Annotated in this window: 20 protein-coding genes; 18 read left to right on the top strand and 2 right to left on the bottom strand. The window is 60.2% G+C overall.

What is annotated here, in order from left to right:
* Positions 1-61: 61 nt before the first annotated feature.
* Positions 62-1906: an extracellular solute-binding protein gene (locus tag ASB65_RS00610; protein ID WP_060722762.1), complete on the bottom strand. Its 1845-nt coding sequence runs from the start codon at positions 1904-1906 to the stop codon at positions 62-64.
* A gap of 205 nt (positions 1907-2111) precedes the next feature.
* Between ASB65_RS00610 and mepA the strand changes: the two genes are divergently transcribed.
* From mepA to dapB, 4 genes are all read left to right on the top strand, one after another.
* A complete protein-coding gene (gene mepA / locus ASB65_RS00605) occupies positions 2112-3173 on the top strand; it encodes a penicillin-insensitive murein endopeptidase (RefSeq protein ID WP_060722761.1) in 1062 nt (353 codons plus the stop codon).
* A 99-nt stretch (positions 3174-3272) separates the two neighbouring features.
* Entirely contained in the window at positions 3273-3656 is a 384-nt protein-coding gene (locus ASB65_RS00600) for a methylglyoxal synthase (protein WP_003507338.1), read from the top strand.
* Between the two features lie 22 nt (positions 3657-3678).
* Positions 3679-4701 carry a glucokinase gene (locus ASB65_RS00595; RefSeq protein WP_003507337.1) on the top strand — a complete coding sequence of 341 codons (1023 nt, stop codon included), beginning with the start codon at positions 3679-3681 and terminating at the stop codon, positions 4699-4701.
* Positions 4702-4826: 125 nt separating this feature from the next.
* Entirely contained in the window at positions 4827-5654 is an 828-nt protein-coding gene (gene dapB / locus ASB65_RS00590) for a 4-hydroxy-tetrahydrodipicolinate reductase (RefSeq protein ID WP_060722760.1), read from the top strand.
* A 21-nt stretch (positions 5655-5675) separates the two neighbouring features.
* Here dapB and phnF read toward each other — a convergent pair whose 3' ends face one another.
* Positions 5676-6413: a phosphonate metabolism transcriptional regulator PhnF gene (phnF, locus tag ASB65_RS00585; protein WP_026363830.1), complete on the bottom strand. Its 738-nt coding sequence runs from the start codon at positions 6411-6413 to the stop codon at positions 5676-5678.
* 82 nt (positions 6414-6495) lie between these two features.
* On the opposite strand from phnF, the gene phnG reads away from it, so the two are divergent.
* The 14 genes from phnG (at position 6496) to phnN (ending at position 19071) form a co-directional block, all read left to right on the top strand.
* Entirely contained in the window at positions 6496-6957 is a 462-nt protein-coding gene (phnG, locus tag ASB65_RS00580; RefSeq protein ID WP_060722759.1) for a phosphonate C-P lyase system protein PhnG, read from the top strand.
* Positions 6957-7565, top strand: coding sequence for a phosphonate C-P lyase system protein PhnH (phnH, locus tag ASB65_RS00575; RefSeq protein WP_060722758.1), 609 nt, complete (start codon positions 6957-6959; stop codon positions 7563-7565). The genes phnG and phnH overlap by 1 nt, the downstream gene beginning before the upstream one ends.
* A 1-nt stretch (position 7566) precedes the next feature.
* Positions 7567-8676 (top strand): carbon-phosphorus lyase complex subunit PhnI, encoded by a 1110-nt coding sequence (locus tag ASB65_RS00570; protein ID WP_060722757.1) that lies wholly within the window; start codon positions 7567-7569, stop codon positions 8674-8676.
* A 133-nt stretch (positions 8677-8809) separates the two neighbouring features.
* Positions 8810-9712, top strand: a complete 903-nt coding sequence (locus ASB65_RS00565) for an alpha-D-ribose 1-methylphosphonate 5-phosphate C-P-lyase PhnJ (protein WP_003507325.1) — start codon at positions 8810-8812, stop codon at positions 9710-9712.
* Entirely contained in the window at positions 9709-10485 is a 777-nt protein-coding gene (phnK, locus tag ASB65_RS00560) for a phosphonate C-P lyase system protein PhnK (protein ID WP_003507323.1), read from the top strand. The genes ASB65_RS00565 and phnK overlap by 4 nt, the downstream gene beginning before the upstream one ends.
* Positions 10486-10552: 67 nt before the next feature.
* Complete coding sequence (gene phnL / locus ASB65_RS00555; protein WP_003507321.1) at positions 10553-11260, top strand: phosphonate C-P lyase system protein PhnL; 708 nt, start codon at positions 10553-10555, stop codon at positions 11258-11260.
* Complete coding sequence (locus tag ASB65_RS00550; protein ID WP_003507319.1) at positions 11257-11874, top strand: DapH/DapD/GlmU-related protein; 618 nt, start codon at positions 11257-11259, stop codon at positions 11872-11874. Before phnL ends, ASB65_RS00550 begins: the two co-directional genes overlap by 4 nt.
* Before the next feature lie 237 nt (positions 11875-12111).
* Entirely contained in the window at positions 12112-12972 is an 861-nt protein-coding gene (gene phnC, locus ASB65_RS00545) for a phosphonate ABC transporter ATP-binding protein (RefSeq protein WP_060722756.1), read from the top strand.
* An 86-nt stretch (positions 12973-13058) separates the two neighbouring features.
* Positions 13059-13964, top strand: a complete 906-nt coding sequence (phnD, locus tag ASB65_RS00540) for a phosphonate ABC transporter substrate-binding protein (RefSeq protein ID WP_060722755.1) — start codon at positions 13059-13061, stop codon at positions 13962-13964.
* A gap of 70 nt (positions 13965-14034) precedes the next feature.
* On the top strand, positions 14035-15021 hold the full coding sequence (phnE, locus tag ASB65_RS00535; protein WP_020811010.1) for a phosphonate ABC transporter, permease protein PhnE: 987 nt from the start codon (positions 14035-14037) through the stop codon (positions 15019-15021).
* Positions 15021-16370, top strand: a complete 1350-nt coding sequence (gene phnE, locus ASB65_RS00530) for a phosphonate ABC transporter, permease protein PhnE (RefSeq protein WP_060722754.1) — start codon at positions 15021-15023, stop codon at positions 16368-16370. The genes phnE (ASB65_RS00535) and phnE (ASB65_RS00530) overlap by 1 nt, the downstream gene beginning before the upstream one ends.
* 273 nt (positions 16371-16643) lie before the next feature.
* Entirely contained in the window at positions 16644-17342 is a 699-nt protein-coding gene (locus tag ASB65_RS00520; protein WP_162266765.1) for a DUF1045 domain-containing protein, read from the top strand.
* On the top strand, positions 17339-18475 hold the full coding sequence (locus tag ASB65_RS00515) for an alpha-D-ribose 1-methylphosphonate 5-triphosphate diphosphatase (RefSeq protein ID WP_060722752.1): 1137 nt from the start codon (positions 17339-17341) through the stop codon (positions 18473-18475). The genes ASB65_RS00520 and ASB65_RS00515 overlap by 4 nt, the downstream gene beginning before the upstream one ends.
* Entirely contained in the window at positions 18472-19071 is a 600-nt protein-coding gene (gene phnN, locus ASB65_RS00510) for a phosphonate metabolism protein/1,5-bisphosphokinase (PRPP-forming) PhnN (protein ID WP_020811012.1), read from the top strand. The genes ASB65_RS00515 and phnN overlap by 4 nt, the downstream gene beginning before the upstream one ends.
* Positions 19072-19095: the final 24 nt, after the last annotated feature.

Here is a 19095-nt window from a genome sequence, read left to right as displayed (position 1 = left end):
CTTTAAGCGATTCGTCTCGCCCTATGTGAATCAAGCCTTTGCCGCGAAAGCAAGGCCGGCGTCAGTTTCCGGCCTGGCTGGACCACCATGCATCAGGAAAACCGACACCATATTCGGGCAGGTTTTCCGGGCGAATGAGCGTATTCCAGTAAGCGATGAACATCTCGCCACGGTAAAATTGCGGTATGACGTAGCTGTTGGCCAGCAGCACCCGGTCGAGCGCCCGTGCCGCAGCCACCTGCTCATCCCGGTTGGGCGCGAATATGACCTTCCTGACCAACGCATCAACGGCCGGGTTCTTGATTCCGGCAATATTATTGGATCCCTGCCGATCGGCGGCGGCCGAGCCCCAGAAATCCGCCTGTTCGTTACCCGGGTTCGCCGAGGTCGCCCAGAGCTTGACGATCACGTCATAATCGAAACTGCGGGTGCGGTTGGTATATTGCGAGGCGTCGACCGTGCGGATCGTCGCGTTGATGCCGATCTTCTTCAGGTTCTGGACATAGGGCAGGATGGTTCTTTCCATGCCGGCGGAATCGATCAGAAACTCCATATCAAGCGGCTGTCCGCTCGCCGCATTGACCATGCGGTTGCCGCGCAGTTCGTAACCGGCCTCCTTCATCAGCTTGACCGCCTCGCGCAGATTGTCGCGCTGCTTGGCCGGATCACCGGCGACCGGGTTGCGATATTCTGTCGTGAAGACTTCCGGCGGAACCTGATCCTTCAGCTCCTGCAGAATTTCCAGCTCGCGACCGGTCGGCAGTCCGGAAGAGGCCAGTTCACTGCCCATGAAGAAGCTGTTGATGCGCTGGAATTGACCATAGGCCAGCGTCCGGTTCAGCTCCTCGAAATCGAAGGCGTAATTGAGCGCCTTGCGCAGTTTCGGGTTCTGGAACTTCTCCCTGCGCATGTTCGGCACGAAGGCCTGCATGATGCCGACGGAACGATAGATGTTCGGCAGCTCTTCCTTCTTGACGCGGCCCTCCTTGACGGCCGGAAAATCATAACCGGTGACCCAGCGGCTGGAGGAGGCTTCCTGCCGGAAATCGACGGTGCCGGACTTGAAGGCCTGAAAGTCCACATCCTGATCGGCAAAGAAGGTGTAGGCGATGGTTTTGAAATTGTTCATCCCCACATTCACATTGACGTCCTTGCCCCAGTAGTCGTCGCGGCGTTCATAGGTGATTGTGGAGCCGGGAGAGACTGACGCAATCTTGTAGGGGCCCGAGCCCATGACCGGCTCCAGCGTGCCGCGCGAGATGTCGCGCGGCTTGCCGTCCGGGCCGGCGGCTTCCCACCAGTGCTTGGGAACGATCAGCAATTGGCCGACGATCTGCGGCAATTCGCGATTGTTCTTTTCATCGAAAGTGAAGGTGATGTCCCTTTCGCCGCTCACCTCTGCCTTGGTGACATGGATGTAATAGGTCGCGAGCTGCGGGCTGAGGTCCTTCGCTTTTTCGAAGCTGAAGACGACATCCTCTGGCGTCACCGGCTTGCCATCAGCCCATTTGGCGTCCGCACGCAGCCGGAAGGTGGCCTTCGAAATATCGTCGGGATAGCTCACCCCCTCGGCCAGCAGGCCGTAGGAGGCAGACAGCTCCTCTTCCGTCGACTTCATCAATGTATCGAAAACCAGCGAAAGGCCCGTCGCCGCCTCACCCTTGGCGAGCAGCGGATTGAGCGTGTCGAAGGTGCCCGTCGTCGACAGACGAAGCGTGCCGCCTTTGGGTGCCTTGGTGTTCACATAGTCAAAATGATCGAAGCCATCGGGATGTTTCAGTTCCCCGACCGTCGAAATCCCCTTTCGCCATACATCGGCCGATTGTGCGGAGGCCGTCGCCGGTATCAGCAAGGCGGATGCCGCAAGGGCAATGAGGAGACGGGATTTCAGTGGTGCCAATATCATTGGGGGAATGTCCCTGTTTTCGTGTTTGTTGGAGAGAGCATAAAACAAAGATTGGCAAAAAACAGATGCACCGGCTCACAAGCTCTTTATCGGCGCCTTTATCTTCCCGGTTTGCGAGATGCGGGGCGAAACATGGTTTCAACAAAATCCCGTTCCAGTTTATCCTGAGGGGAAGAGAATCATCTGATCGGACGGGCACGACTATATGACGGCGGGATCATCGAGAGTTTTCAAGGCGGCCATGCTGGCGATTTCGGTCGTCTCCGCACTGCAGTTGCAGATGGAAACCGCATCGGCCGAGGACAGGCCCGCAAAAGAAGTGTTCGGCCATATGGCGCTGCCGTCCGCCACGGGCTCGCAGCCGATCGGCTCCTATGCCAAGGGCTGCCAGTCCGGCGCCATCGCCATGCCGACTGATGGTCCCGGCTGGCAGGCCATGCGCCTTTCCCGCAACCGGCGCTGGGGCCAACCACAGCTTATTTCTTTCCTCGAGCAATTTTCGCAGGACGCACAGAAGATCGGCTGGCCGGGATTGCTGCTCGGCGATATTTCCCAGCCGCGTGGCGGCCCGATGCTGACAGGCCATGCGTCGCACCAGATCGGCCTCGATGTCGATGTGTGGTGGCGACCCATGCCCACCCCCCGGCTGACCGTGGAGCAGCGCGAAACGGTGCCTTTCGTTTCCATGCTGGACAAGAGCAAGTTCCTGACGGTCGATGACCGCAAATGGTCGCCGCTCAATGCCCGGCTGGTGATGATGGCGGCAAGCTATCCGCAGGTGGAGCGCGTCTTCGTCAACCCGGCCATCAAGCAGAAACTCTGCCAGACCTGGACCGGCGACCGCACCTTCATGGGCAAGATCAGGCCGATCTATGGTCATGACGAGCATTTCCACATCCGCCTCGAATGCCCGCCCGGCGCGCCCAATTGCAAACCGCAGGCGGCCGTGGGCAAAGGTGACGGCTGCGACAAGTCGCTTGCCTGGTGGTTCAGCAAGGAACCATGGGCGCCGCCGAAAAAGGACCCCAATGCCAAGCCGGTGAAACCGCGTCCGGTCATGGTCTCCGACCTGCCTTCCGCCTGCGCTGCCGTGGCTGCGGCCCCTTCCGCCAACCGCCAGGGCATTGCCGCCCAGGCCTATTCTCCAGCGCCGGTTCAGGCCCCGGCCGCGCGCCAGCAAAGCGTGGAACAGGTCATTCAGGCCGCCCCCGCCCTGCAGCCGCCTTCGGATATTCCGCTTCCGACCCAGCGTCCGACATTGAACTGAAACAGAAATGAGGCATTCAACAGCTTCCCTTTTCAAATGGCGGCAAGCTGTTATAGAAGGCTTCAAATCGATTTAATTCTTTGAGGACAGGCTGGGACCATGGAAGGACAACGCTGTATCGCGCTCATCGCTCACGACGAGAAAAAGGACGATATGGCGGATTTCGCCCGTCATCACCAGAAGGCGCTTGCCGGTTTCAGGATCGTCGCCACCGGCACAACCGGCGGGCGGGTACAGGAAGCCTGTCCCGGACTTGAAGTCACTCGCCTCAAAAGCGGCCCCCTCGGCGGTGACCAGCAGATCGGCGCGATGATCGCGACAGGCGAAGTCGACATGCTGATCTTCTTCACCGATCCGCTGACAGCCATGCCGCACGATGTTGACGTGAAGGCGCTGACCCGGCTTGCCACGGTCTATGACATTCCCATGGCGCTCAACCGCGCCACCGCAGAAAACCTCATCGACTTCCACGTCGCCAATTGACACTCCGACAATGGAACAGGCAATGCCGAAGACGTCCGATACCGAATATCTGTCCTTTCCGATCCTTCTTGGCGACATCGGCGGTACCAACGCCCGCTTTTCCATTCTGATCGATTCCTTTGCGGAACCGGTGCACCTCACCACCGTGAAGACGGCGGAATATCCGACGATCGACGACGCCATCCAGCAGGCGGTTCTGGACAAGACCTCGCTTCAGCCGGTCTCGACCATTCTTGCGATTGCCGGCCCGATCGAAGGTGACGAGATTCCGCTCACCAACTGCCATTGGGTTGTCAAACCGAAGGACATGCTGGCCAATCTCGGCCTGAAGGACGTCATCGTCATCAATGACTTTGAAGCGCAGGCTCTCGCGATTGCAGCACTGGACGACGATAACCGCGACGCCATCGGCTCCGGCAAAAAAGATGTGCTGGCTTCGCGCGTCGTTCTTGGGCCAGGCACAGGGCTTGGTGTTGCCGGACTGGTTTATGCCCGCCATATGTGGTTTCCGGTGCCTGGCGAAGGCGGGCATATCGATATCGGCCCGAGAAGCGCGCGCGACTATGCGGTTTTCCCGCATATCGAAACCATCGAAGGCCGCGTCGCCGGCGAACAGATCCTCTGCGGGCGTGGGCTGGTCAATCTTTACCGTGCCGTCTGCAAAGCCGATGGCATCGAACCCGTCTTTTCCGATCCGGCCGACATCACCTCGCACGGGCTTTCGGGCAAGAACCCGCAGGCTAAAGAAACACTTTCGCTGTTCAGCACCTATCTCGGCCGGGTGGCAGGCGATCTCGCGCTGATCTTCATGGCCAAGGGCGGCGTCTATCTGGCCGGCGGCATTTCGCAGAAGATCGTTCCGGCGCTGAAAAGCCCGGAGTTCCGGGCCGCCTTCGAGGACAAGGCGCCGCACAGCGCGCTGATGCGGACCATCCCGACCTTCGTCGTCACCCATCCGCAGGCCGCCCTTTCCGGTCTCGCCACCTATTCAAGAACGCCATCCGATTTCGGCCTGTCGCTGGACGGGCGACGCTGGAGAGCCTGATCGCTCGGGCTGTTCTTATGTGATGCTTGCGAAGCGGGCGGACGGTCTTTAACGTCGCTGCGTAAACATCCAACATCCGATACCGGCGGGTTCCGATCCGCCCGACATGAAAAGTGAGTGACAGCATGGGCAGCAGCGGCATGAAACTTGTGGTGGTCGGCGCGGCGGGCCGCATGGGACAGGCGCTCATCCGCCTCATTCACCAGACCCCTGGCGTTCAGCTGCATGCCGCCGTCGCACGCGAAGGCTCCGCTTTTGTCGGCCGCGACGCCGGTGAGATCGCCGGTCTTGGCCCGATCGGCGTCGAGATCACCAGCGATCCTTTGCAAGCCTTCCTGCATGCGGAAGGGGTGATTGATTTCACCTCTCCGGCAACCAGCGTCACCTTTGCGGGCCTCGCCGCGCAGGCTCGCATCGTGCACGTCATCGGAACCACGGGCTGTTCATCGGAAGATGAGGAAAAATTCAAGGCGGCGTCGCGCCATGCCCGCATCGTCAAGTCGGGCAATATGAGCCTCGGCGTCAACCTGCTCAGCGTTTTGACGCAGCAGGCGGCGCAGGCGCTGGATGCGCAGAACTGGGATATCGAAATCCTTGAAATGCACCACAAGCACAAGGTGGATGCGCCTTCGGGTACTGCATTGCTGCTCGGCGAAGCAGCAGCGGCCGGTCGCAAGGTTGATCTCGCGGCCTCTTCCGTTCGCGTGCGCGACGGGCATACAGGCGCGCGTGAGACCGGCACCATCGGTTTCGCTACGTTGCGCGGCGGTTCCGTAATCGGCGAACATTCGGTGATCTTCGCCGGAGAGGGAGAGCGCGTGGAGCTTTCCCATTATGCCGGCGACCGCTCCATCTTCGCACGCGGGGCAATTGTGGCGGCACTCTGGGCCTTCGACAAAAAGCCGGGCTTCTATTCGATGCTGGATGTGCTGGGCCTATCGCAGACGGAATAAGCTTCCGCTGCGGCTTTCACCTCAATTTTCCACCGTGAATTCCACCGTATCAGCCGAAAAACGGCTGATGGCATATTGCACCGGCACGCCATCCATATCGGCATTCAGCGCCTGGGTGACGAGCAGGATCGCGCCCGGCGACAATTCGAGATCGGCCAGATCCTGCGTATCCGCATGGCTGGCGGAGATGACGGTGGAAATGCGCACGTAGTCCGCCACGCCGAGCATCTGGAAAGCCGCCGTGATCGAGCCGCTTTTCTGATAGGCCTCGCCTATTCCGGCAAAACGGTCGGCCGGGAACCATGTGGTCGAGCGGGAAACCGGGCGGTTATCCGCCTTGCGCAGCGTTTCGAGGCGCACCAGCGGCGCGCCTGGTGGCACTTGCAGCCGCGCCGCCAGATCGGCATTGGCCGGCTCGGTGGTGTGGGACAGAAGCAGCGCCTCCATTTCCTTCACCTGATCGCCGATGCCCTCCGTAAATCGCGTGCGCCGTGAAATCGGAAAACTAAGGCGCTCCTTGCGGGCGATCATCGTGCCGCGCCCCTGCATAGGCTCGAGAATGCCTTCGCTGGCAAGAGCGGCAATGGCGCTTCGCACCGTATGGCGGTTGACGCCGAATTTTTCGGCCAGGATCATTTCCGGCGGCAACATGCCGGTTTCGTCGTGATCGCCTGCCGCGATCTCGCCTCTGATCCGGTCGGCGATCTGCCGCCAGAGCGCCACGCCGTTCTTTCTTTTCATTGCTGCCGCAGGGCTCATGTCACACGCTTGTCATTCATCGACGTTAATTGTAGCTTATATTGTATAGTTGTCTATATCAATAGACATTAGAGGTCAAGCGATGAATAACGAAGCTGCGAATATACATGCGGAGAGGAAGCGAGTGGCGGCCCTTCTTGCCCGCGCCACCGTTCAGGAACTCGAAACCGTCTGGAACCGGCAAGATGCCAGCCCGCAGACGGAAAATGTGCGCGGGCCGGAAACCGGCCTCGTCATGGTCAAGGGTCGTATCGGCGGCGGCGGCGCACCTTTTAATCTGGGTGAAACCACCGTTACCCGGGCAACGATCAAGCTCGCATCCGGCACGGTCGGCCACGCCCATGTTCTTGGCACCGGCCGCAAAAAGGCCTGGTATGCCGCCGTTTTCGACGCCCTCTGGCAGGAAAGCCCGACGCGGAACTTCATCGAGGCCGAGCTTCTTTCCCCGGTCGAAAAAAGGCTGACCGCCGAAAAACAGCGCAAGACCAAAGAAACTGCCGCCACCCGGGTCGATTTCTTCACCATGGTTCGAGGAGAGGATTGATGAGCGTCAAGGCCGAAGCACTGACCGGCGGTTTTTCTGACACCGTCTTCGATTCCCAACGGATTTTCAAAAAGCTGATGGACGGCATGGCCCGTCCGGGCACACCGCAGACCATCGAAACGGCGGTCCCCCCGCCGCTACCGCTTGGCGTTGCAACAGGCGCGGTTCTACTGGCGCTTTGCGACCATGATACGCCCGTCTGGCTGAGCGGCCCGCTGCGCAAGACCGCGGTGCCGGGCTGGATCGGATTTCACACCGGGGCTGTGGCGACGGAAGAAAAAAGCGCGGCACATTTCGCCGTCATCGAGGCGGGAAGCGCCATTGCCTCCTTCGGCCTCTTCGCCCAGGGCAGCCAGGAATATCCCGACCGCTCCACAACGCTTATCGTCGAGTTGCCTGATCTGGACGGTGGACGGGAACTGCTGCTCTCTGGCCCCGGCATTCGCCACGTCAACATCATCAGCCCCACCGGCCTGCCGGACATATTCCCGAGGCTGTGGGCGGAAAACAATGCCGCTTTCCCGCGCGGCGTCGACGTCATCCTGACATCCGCCGACCGATTTGTCTGCCTGCCGCGCACGACGCGCATCAAACCCGTGGAGGCATAAGATGTATGTTGCTGTCAAAGGCGGAGAGACCGCCATCGCCAACGCCCACCGGCTTCTGGCCGACAAGCGGCGCGGAGACCGCGACCTGCCCGCGATGACCGTTGCGCAGATCGTTTCGCAGCTTTCGCTCGCCGTCGACCGTGTAATGGCGGAAGCGTCCCTTTATGATCAGTCGCTTGCGGCGCTTGCCGTCAAGCAGGCCCGCGGCGACATGATCGAAGCCATCTTCCTGCTGCGCGCCTACCGCACCACGCTACCGCGTTTCGGTTATTCGGTTCCGGTGGACACCGCCGGCATGACGGTCCAGCGCCGCGTTTCCGCAACCTACAAGGATTTGCCCGGCGGACAATTGCTGGGGCCGACCTTCGATTATACCCATCGCCTGCTTGACCCCACTCTTTTGGAAGACGAAGCCGTCGAGACCGCCACCCAGCGGGAAGGCGAGCCTGATTATGTCATGCGGGTTTCCGACATTCTGGCCGAGGAGGGGCTGATCGAAAGCGACGGCGATATGCCTGATGATCATATTGCCGGCGACCTGACGCGGGAGCCGATGGAATTTCCGATGGCGCGTGACCTGCGTCTGCAATCGCTGGCGCGCGGTGATGAGGGCTTCCTTCTCGCACTCGCCTATTCGACGCAACGCGGTTACGGCCGCACGCATCCCTTCGTCGGCGAAATCCGCATCGGCGAGGTGGAGATCGAACTGGACGTGCCGGAACTCGGCTTCTCCGTTTCGCTCGGCGACATCCAGGTCACCGAATGCCAGATGGTGAACCAGTTCAAGGGCTCGGCTAAGGCGCCGCCGCAATTCACCCGCGGTTACGGTCTGGTGTTTGGCCAGAGCGAGCGCAAGGCGATGGCCATGTCGCTGGTCGACCGGGCGCTGCGTGCGGGCGAATTCGGCGAGGATGTCGTCGCCCCCGCGCAGGACGAGGAGTTTGTCATCTCACATGCCGACAACGTGCAGGCGACAGGCTTCGTCGAACATCTGAAATTGCCGCACTACGTGGATTTTCAGGCCGAACTTGGTCTGGTCAGGAAAATGCGTGCCGATTTCGAGGCGATCAACGCCGATGGCGCGGAGTGGATGGGCGATGCGGCCGAATAGCTCAGCGGCTGCCCTGCTCACCAAACCAAAGGGCGCAAAAGACGGTCGATGCTGCAAAGACAGCAAAGAACACGGCTGCAAGAATTCCAATCTCCATGAGCTTGTACTCCTTTTTTCACAAGGCTAACGCGCAATGCTTAAAGAAGTTTCATTTGACGACGGGCTGGCCGCCTACAACTTCGCCTATCTGGACGAACAGACCAAGCGGATGATCCGCCGGGCGATCCTGAAAGCCATCGCCATTCCCGGTTATCAGGTCCCCTTCGCTTCCCGCGAAATGCCCATGCCCTATGGCTGGGGCACCGGCGGCGTGCAGCTGACAGCCTCCATCCTCGGTCCCGACGATGTACTCAAGGTCATCGACCAGGGCGCCGACGACACCACCAACGCCGTCTCCATTCGCGCCTTCTTCCAGAAGGTGGCGAATGTTGCCGTCACCACCCGCACGAAGGATGCGACCATCATCCAGACGCGGCACCGTATTCCGGAAGAGGAGCTGCATTCGGGCCAGGTCCTGGTCTATCAGGTTCCGATCCCCGAGCCCTTGCGCTTCCTGGAGCCACGCGAGACCGAAACCCGCGTCATGCACGCGCTGGAAGAATATGGCCTGATGCATGTCAAGCTTTACGAGGACATCGCCCGCAACGGTCGCATCTCCACCACCTACGCCTATCCGGTGAAGGTTGCCGGGCGTTATGTTATGGATCCATCCCCGACCCCGAAATTCGATAATCCGAAAATGCATCTCTCGGACGCATTGCAGCTGTTCGGCGCCGGGCGCGAAAAACGCATCTATGCCGTGCCGCCCTATACGGACGTCGTCAGCCTCGATTTCGAGGACCATCCGTTCGAGATCCAGCGCTTTGACAAGCCCTGTGCGCTGTGCGGTGGCGAGAATGTCTATCTGGACGAGGTAGTGCTGGACGACAAGGGCGGGCGGATGTTCGTCTGCTCCGATACCGACCATTGCGAGGACCGCCGCGCCCATGGCCACAAGGGCCATCTGCTGGCGGATGTGAAGGAGGCTGCAGAATGACCGACGCACCGCTTTTGAAAGTCAGGGACGTCTCCAAATATTATGGCGACCGCGCCGGTTGCCGCAACGTCTCCTTCGAGCTTTACCCGGGTGAGGTTCTGGCCATTGTCGGCGAATCCGGTTCCGGCAAGACGACACTGCTCAACTGCATTTCCACCCGGCTCATGCCAACGGCCGGCAGCGTGGAATATCGCATGCGCGACGGCTCGGTGCGTGATCTCTACCATATGGGCGAGGCCGAACGGCGTTTCCTGATGCGGACCGACTGGGGTTTCGTGCACCAGAACCCGGCGGATGGACTGCGCATGGCGGTTTCGGCCGGCGCCAATGTCGGCGAGCGGCTGATGGCCGTCGGCAACAGGCATTACGGCAATATCAGGCAATCGGCCAGCGAATGGCTGGAGCGGGTGGAAATCGGCACCGACCGTATCGACGACCAGCCCCGCGCCTTCTCGGGTGGGATGCGCCAGCGCCTGCAGATTGCCCGCAACCTCGTCACCTCGCCGCGCCTCGTCTTCATGGATGAGCCGACCGGTGGCCTCGATGTCTCCGTGCAGGCGCGTCTGCTCGATCTGGTCCGCGGCCTCGTCAATGATCTCGGTCTCGCCGTTGTCGTCGTCACCCATGATCTCGCAGTCGCGCGGCTGCTGTCTCACCGCATGATGGTGATGAAGGGCGGTGATGTCATCGAGCACGGCCTGACCGACCGCGTGCTGGACGATCCACGCGAGCCCTACACGCAACTGCTTGTTTCCTCCATTTTGCAGGTCTAGCCGCGTGATTCCGAAAAGTGGACCCCGGTTTTCGGATAAAATCACGCGCAGGAAGAAAGAACCCACCATGACGACGCCTCTCATCGTTTCGGAAGTCTTCAAAAGCTTCACCATGCATCTTCGCGACGGCATCGAGCTGCCTGTCGTCCGCGACGTCAATTTCTCAGTCTGCAGCGGCGAATGTGTCGTGCTCGGCGGTCCTTCGGGCATCGGCAAAAGCTCGATCCTGAAAATGCTCTATGGCAATTACGCCATCGACAGCGGGCAGATTCTCATCCGCCATGAGGGTGAGGTCGTCGATATCGGCAATGCCTCGCCGCGCAAGATTCTCGATATCCGCCACCGCACCATCGGTTATGTCAGCCAGTTCCTGCGTACCGTGCCGCGTGTCGCGGCCATCGACGTCGTTGCCGAGCCGCTTCTGGCGCGCAAGGTTGCCACTGAGGTTGCGCGCGAACAGGCGGCAGCATTGCTTTCGAAGCTCAACCTGCCGCGGGAACTATGGTCACTGCCGCCGGCAACCTTTTCGGGCGGTGAGCAGCAGCGCGTCAACATCGCGCGCGGTTTCATCACCGATCATGCAATCCTGCTTCTCGATGAGCCGACGGCTTCGCTCGACGCCACCAACCGGCGCGTTGTGGTGGACATGATCCGGGAGAAAAAAGAAAAGGGCACGGCGCTGCTCGGCATCTTCCACGACGAAGAGGTGCGCGAAGCCGTGGCCGACCGAATTCTCGACGTTTCGCAATTCTCCCCCCGGAAGGCCGCAGCATGAGCGTGAAAGTCGGTCTCGAACCCGTCATCCACGAAAGCGCACGCGTCACCAATTCCTCGATCGGCCGCTACACCGAAATCTCGGAACGCTGCCGCATCGAGGAAGTCGAGATGGGCGATTACTCCTATGTCATGCAGGATGGTGCGATATGGTGCGCCACCATCGGCAAATTCGTCAATATCGCCGCTTCCGTCCGGATCAACGCTACCAATCACCCGATGCAGCGGGCGACGCTGCATCATTTCACCTATCGCGCTCACAGCTATTGGGACGACGCCGAGGATGAAACGGACTTCTTTGCCGCCCGCCGCGCCAAACGCGTGGTGATCGGCCACGATGTCTGGATCGGCCATGGCGCAACGATCCTGCCCGGCGTCACAGTTGGGAACGGCGCGGTGATCGGGGCGGGTGCGGTCGTCTCGAAAGACGTTGCGCCCTATACCATTGTCGGCGGCGTACCCGCACGGCTGATCCGGGAACGCTTCCCGACGGAGCTGGGCCGGCAAATGGATGATCTGAAGTGGTGGGATTGGGATCACGGAACATTGCGCGTCGCTCTCGACGATTTCCGCAACCTGGATGCCAAGGATTTCGTTGCAAAATATGGTGGGTGAAATCTCACCTCTGGCAAGGCAAGTGCAAATCCCGGGGCGAAACCCCGGGATTTTTGTCGATACACTCTAAAATGCCGGCGAATTTCAACGCCCTGACATGCCTCTCGAGAGCTTCGTCGGCGAACAGGTGGACGCCAAGCCCAGGGAAATCTGTAATATTTTATTCATCAAACTGACATCCCCACTTCACGCGCCGCTGTTACGTCGAACCCCGTCAAAAGAAGATTGGACGGGGAAATGAGCTTTCACCTGAAGCAAGTCACGCGCCGTTTCGGCAAGCACACTGCGGTCGATTCCGTTGATGTCGAGATACCGCAAGGTCAGATGGTCGGCGTGATCGGACGCTCGGGTGCGGGAAAATCGACGCTGCTGCGCATGATCAACCGCCTCGTTGACCCCTCCTCGGGTTCCATTCATTTCAACGACACGGAAGTTTCGGCGTTGAGGGGCGCGGCGCTCCGCAACTGGCAGCGCGACTGCGCCATGATCTTCCAGCAGTTCAATCTGGTGCCGCGCCTCGACGTGCTGACCAATGTCATGCTGGGCCGCCTCAATCACCGTTCGACGGCGCTCAGCCTGTTCAACATCTTCACCCATGAAGAGCGCCTGATGGCGATCGCCGCGCTGGAGCGGCTCGGTATTGAGCATGTGGCCATGCAGGCGGCGGGCACGCTTTCCGGCGGCCAGCAGCAGCGTGTCGCCATTGCACGTGCGCTGATGCAGTCTCCGAAGATGGTGCTGGCCGATGAGCCGATTGCTTCGCTCGATCCGCTGAACGCCAAGATCGTGATGGACGCGCTGCGTGACATCAATGAGCGCGAAGGCATCACCGTCATCACCAACCTGCATACGCTGGATACGGCGCGCAATTATTGCGAACGCATCATCGGCATGTCTCAGGGCCGCGTCGTCTTCGACGGAACGCCCGCCGAACTGACGGCTGCGGCCGTTACAGAGATTTACGGAACCGATTCTCAAGGCTCCGGCATCGACGAGACCATGACCTCGACCAGCATCAACATTCCCGGCGCGCAGCTTGCCGCGCGTCCGGTGCAGCAATCTGCCGGCCCCGAACCGCTCGCTCTCGCCGGGCTCTGAGGAACCGCTCAGCATCGTTTGCGCCCGCGTCAAGGGCCGAATACTTCACAACAAACTCCGGCTTGCCGGGAAACAGGAGAAAGTCCATGTTGAAGAAAGTCCTTCTTTCGGCAGTCGCCCTTGGCGTTCTGGCCGGTTCCGCCATGGCTCAGGACGTCAAGGTTCTGCGCATCGGTCTCGACGGTTCCGAAAACGAAGCCGACCAGATCCGCAACACCAAGTGCGTTGCCGATGGCCTCAAGGCTGCAACCGGCGTTTCCGAAGTTCAGGTTTTCCCGTCGCCGGACTATAACGGTGTCATCCAGGGTCTGCTCGGCGGCACCATCGACATCGCCTCCATGGGCGCTTCCTCCTACGCCAAGATCGCTCTGGCCGATCCGAAGGCCGTCGACCCGATCCTGACCACGGCTGGCGCTGACGGTTCGACCGGTTATTACACGATCATGGTTGCCCGCAAGGACAGCGGCATCAAGACGCTGGCAGACGCCAAGGGCAAGAAGATCGGCTTCGCCGACCCTGACTCCACCTCCGGCTTCCTCGTTCCGAACGTGGCTATTCCGAAGGAAACCGGCGTTCCGGTCAAGGAATACTTCTCCGAAACCGGTTTCGGCGGCGGCCATGAGAACCTCGTTCTCGCCGTTCTCGACAAGAAGTTCGACGTCGGCACCACCTTCGGTTCGGGCGTCGGCAAGTGGGAAGAAGGCTACACGGCCGGCAACCTCTACCAGATGGTCAAGAAGGGCAACCTCGACATGGACGATATCGTCGAAGTCTGGAAGTCGCCGCTGATCCCGAACGGCCCGCTCATGGTCACCAACAAGCTCGGCGACGCGATGAAGCAGAAGGTCGAAAACTTCTTCATGGAACTGCCGAAGAAGGACCTCGCCTGCTTCCAGGGTTTCACCCAGGGCAAGAACACCGCCTACATCAAGGTCGACCCGTCCTTCTACCAGACGATCATCGACGCCCGTAAGTCCGTTATCGGCGGCTGATCCTCAGATCATATCCGGAAGCGGCGGTGCCCAGCGGCACCGCCGCTTTTGCCAATAAAGGAAAAGCGGCATGGCGACCACACTGCACCATGGCACCCTCTCGCCCGAGAGGTTGAGCGCATCGTCCCAGACGGTCATGCGCCACTATCAACAGCAGCTTGCGACACGGCGGATCTATACCGTCATTTCGCTCGTGATCTTTCTCGCCATCCTAGCCGCCTCGCTGAATTTCGCCAATGCGGCCAATTCAGGCAAGTTCTTCGAGCGCCTGCCCTATTTCTTCGATTTCATGAAGACCTTCGTGCCCGATAGTCCGCTGGAAATCTTCCGTGCGATGTTCGACCTGCCGTCGCCCTATGCGGATGGTTCGCTGAAATACAACTATGTCGCGGACCGCGTTTACATCACCGATGGTTTCTACATCCCCCACTTCATCTACCAGCTGATCATCACCCTCAATATTGCACTGGTCTCGACAATCATCGGCACGGGTTTTGCCTTCGTGCTCTGCTTCTTCGCCTCCACCAATCTCGTCGGCGCCGGCCTCGTGCGCTGGGTGGTGCGCCGGGTGATGGAAGTGCTGCGCGCCTTTCCGGAAATCGTCGTCGCCGGGCTGCTCACCGCAATCCTGTCGATCGGTCCGATCGCGGCGATCATCGCGATTTCGGTCCACACGATCGGTGCGCTAGGCAAGCTCTTCTTCGAAGTGGTGGAAAATGCCGACATGAAGCCGGATGAAGGCCTGCGCGCCGCCGGCGCCAACTGGCTGGAGCGGGTGCGTTTCGCCATCGTGCCGCAGGTTCTGCCCAATTTCGTTTCCTACGCCTTGCTGCGCGCCGAAATCAACGTACGCGCCTCCACCATCATCGGTGCGGTCGGCGGCGGCGGCATCGGTGAGGTCTTTCGGCTGTCGATTGGCAACGATCATGCGTCGAAGACCTATGCCATCATCATCCTTCTGCTGATCACCATCATCGCCGTCGACCAGTTCTCCAGCTGGCTGCGCCGCAGGCTGATCGGCCAGCAATCCTTCGAATTCGGACGGGGAGCGGCCTGATGTCGTCCAGCTTCATTCTCAACACCGCCGACCGCGAAAGATTGACGGCTACACATCCGCAGGTGTTCAACCGCAGTTTCATGCAGCGATATGGTCTGCTCGTCGGCCTTCTCGCCGTCACTGCCTATCTCATCGGCTGCTTTTTCTTTTTCAATGTCGGTCCGGCTTTCATGCAGGGCCGCTGGGATCGCGCCTCGAGCTATATTCAGGACTGGTACTCCTGGCGCGCCCAGCCACGCCTTCGTTTCGAAGACGGCAAGGTTCAGCCGCAATGGTCGAGCCGCGGTCAATATCCGACAAATGCAAAGATCGACTGGCTGCAGCCTTTACCGGATGGCGGCTATAGCGTCGTCTATGCGGGCTCGGACAACCGCCTCGACGTGACGCCGACACGGGTGGATGTTTATGTCGACGGCAAGAGCTACCCTGTTATCATCAACGACGATGCAGCAGTCGCACCACAGGGCCTGCCCGACGAAATCCAGCAGGACGGCAAGAAGGTCCTCGTGCATTACGGTTTTGCCGGTCAGGCGGAAATCCGCATCAGCCAGGTCTATGTGCAGCGCCGCTTCCTCGGATGGGCGAACTTCCTGTTCGACACCAAATCGGAATTCTGGGGCAAGGGTTATGGCGAACTCGCCGCTGTGGCGCTGTGGGGAGAGAGGCTCGATCCCGAGCGCTCCAATATCGGCCACATGGTCGATGATTTCCTCGACAACAGCGTCTGGCAACATGCCGATATTCTTTCCAAGCTGATGCAGACGCTGGTCATGGCCTTTGTCGGCACGCTGTTCGGTACAGTCGTCGCCCTGCCGCTCGCCTTTATCGCCGCGCGCAACATTACCGCCAACAAGGCCGCAAACTGGGGCATGAAGCGCCTGTTCGACTTCCTGCGCTCGATCGACATGCTGATCTGGGCGCTGTTCTTCACTCGCAGTTTCGGCCCCGGACCGATCCCCGGCATTGCCGCGATCTTCTTCACCGATACAGGAGCGTTGGGCAAGGTCTATGCTGAGGCGCTGGAGAATGTCGATGACAAGCAGCGCGAGGGCGTCAAATCGGTCGGCGCATCCCCGATTGCCGTCAATCGTTTCGGTGTGCTGCCGCAGGTTCTGCCGGTCTTCATTTCGCAATCGCTTTATTTCTGGGAAAGCAACACGCGCTCCGCCACCATCATCGGTGCGGTGGGTGCGGGCGGCATTGGTCTTAAACTACTGGAAGCGATGGGCACCAATGCCGACTGGGACAAGGTCGCCTATATGGTTCTGCTTATCCTCCTGGTCGTTTTCCTGTTCGACCATATCTCTAACTCACTGCGTTCGCGCCTGATCGGCAAAACACAGCACTGAGCTTTGATGGGGTGGGATGACGAAAGTCGCAACGACGTTCGTCATCCCATCAGGACACTCGCGCAGTCCTTATTTCTGCCAGCCGCACCGCCTCGTCAGGTCCTTCTGTGTCTTCGGCATATTCTGAAGATTTGCCGCATTTCGAATGCGCTTTTTTCCTTCCGCATCATCATTCTGTCACGGAAACCGATTACCTCGCACTCCTGACCTTGCGGGAAGCGGGCGAGTCACGCCAAATAGCTTCTCATCCTTGGTTTCCCATGACACTGAAGAGTGCTTGCCGTGCGCTACGCCATCTATTTTTCTCCGGCTAAAGATCATCCGTTGACCGAGGCAGCGTCACGATGGCTGGGCCGCAATGCATTTTCCGGCACATTGCATGACGACCACGACGACTATGCCGAGATGACGGAGGAGCCTCGCCGCTACGGTTTCCACGCGACGCTGAAGGCTCCTTTCGAACTTGCCGAAAAATACAGCGAAGCGGAACTGCTCTCGGCGTTTGAAGATTTCGCAGCCAGCCAGTCCGTCTTCGAGATTCCGCGCGTCGTTGTCGGTGCGCTAGGGCCTTTTTACGCACTGGTCCCCGACCGCATCTATCAGCCGCTGCAGGATTTTGCCGCCGAGATCGTCGACCATTTCGACCGGTTTCGTGCACCCCTCTCGGAGACCGATATTGCCCGTCGGCGGCCACAGATGCTGACGGAAAGCCAGCGGCAAAATCTGTCGCTCTGGGGTTATCCGCATGTCATGGATGATTTCCGTTTTCACATGACGCTGACCGGCCGCATCGATGAAACCGAACAGCCCGCCATGCAAGAGGTGCTGTCGGCGCGGTTTTCCGAATTCGTTGACAAGCCTCTCACTATTTCCGGCCTCGCTTTGTTCATTGAAGAAACGCGCGGCGCACCCTTTACCGTTCATAGCTGGCACCCCCTTGGCCAGCCACCAAAGAAAGATGCGAACCCATGACCGAGCACGCCCTTTCCAATGCCCGTATCGTTCTGGAAGACGATATTATTCTGGGATCCGTCCTGATCCGTGACGGCAAGATCGCCGATATCAGCGAGGGCGCTTCCAAAACCGGCGAAGACCTTGAAGGTGACTTTCTGATCCCCGGTCTGGTGGAACTGCATACCGACCATCTGGAACAGCATTATTCGCCGCGTCCCGGCGTGATCTGGGACAAGATTGCCGCCATTCAGGCGCATGACGCGCAGGTGGCCGCCTCCGGCATCACCACCGTGTTCGACTGCCTGCGGCTTGGTTCGGATGAGGATGGCGGCTTCGAGAAGGGCGAAATGCGGGAAATGGCTGACGCCATTGAGGCTGCGGCGGATCAGAACCGCCTGCGCGCAGACCACCTGCTGCATCTGCGCTGCGAAGTGGCGTCCGCCGACGTACTGGACCATTTCGAAGACTTCGAAACGGATCCGCGCGTACGGCTGATTTCGCTGATGGACCACTCCCCGGGTCAGCGCCAGTTCCAGTCCATGGATCAGTATATCTTCTATTATCAGAAGAAGCGCGGATTGAGCGACGAGGCCTTCGCCGAATTCGTGCGGCGCCGGCAGGCCGCGTCAGCGGAATATTCCACCAAGCCCCGCGATTATCTGGCCGCCCGCTGCGCCGAACGCGGCATCACCGTTGCGAGCCATGACGACGCCACCGAAGCACATGTAGGCGAAGCGATCGGCCACGGCGTGAAGCTGGCGGAATTCCCGACCAGCGTCGAAGCCGCAAAAGCCTCACACAGCGCCGGCATGAGCGTACTGATGGGTGCGCCGAACATCGTTCGCGGCAAGTCCCATTCCGGCAATATCGCCGCCCGCGATCTCGCCGAGATCGGCGTGCTGGATGTTCTTTCTTCCGACTACGTGCCGTTCAGCCTGCTCTTCGCACCGTTCCTGCTTGCCGACCAGGTGGAAGCCATCACCCTGCCGGAAGCGCTGCGCATGGTCACCGCCACGCCCGCCCGGACGGTTGGCCTACTTGATCGCGGTCGTATTGCGACGGGATTGCGGGCCGATCTGGTCCGGGTTCACCGCGAGGATGGCGTGCCGGTCGCCCGTTCCGTCTGGCGTCAGGGCAAGCGCGTGGCATGACCGACGATGGGCAGGATAACCGGCGCGAACAATCGCCCGGTACGATGATCGTGGTTGTCGGGCCGAGCGGGGCCGGCAAGGACACGCTGATGGATTATGCGGCGACCCAGCTTTCCGGCCGGCCGGGTTTCCACTTCACGCGTCGCGTCATTACCCGCAGCGGCGACGCGGGCGGTGAAAATCACGATGCCGTTTCGATGCACGAATTCAATCGCCTGAAAGATGCAGGCGCCTTCGCGGTTTCCTGGGAGGCACATGGGTTGAAATACGGCATTCCAGCTGCCGTCTATCATCATCTCGACGCGGGAGACGTGGTCATCGCCAACGGGTCACGTTCCGCCCTGCCCCATTTCGGCACCGCCTTTTCCCGTCTCAAGGTCGTGAACATCGTCGCACAGCCGGACGTGCTGGCAAGGCGGCTGGAGCAGCGCGGACGGGAAAGCCGGGAAGATATTCTCCGACGGCTGGAACGCAGTTCCCTGACGGTCGTCGGGGACTTCGACGTGACGACCGTCGATAATAGCGGCGCAATCGAAGACGCCGGCAGAACCATCCTGCGGCTATTGCAGCAGAGTGTCGGCTCCAGCCGTACTTAGAATCCCGCAGCCGGGCTGCTCGAC

Origin of the sequence: Agrobacterium tumefaciens str. B6 (genome assembly GCF_001541315.1) — a bacterium.
Classification (GTDB): domain Bacteria; phylum Pseudomonadota; class Alphaproteobacteria; order Rhizobiales; family Rhizobiaceae; genus Agrobacterium; species Agrobacterium radiobacter.
This window is presented reverse-complemented; position numbering and strand designations above follow the sequence as displayed.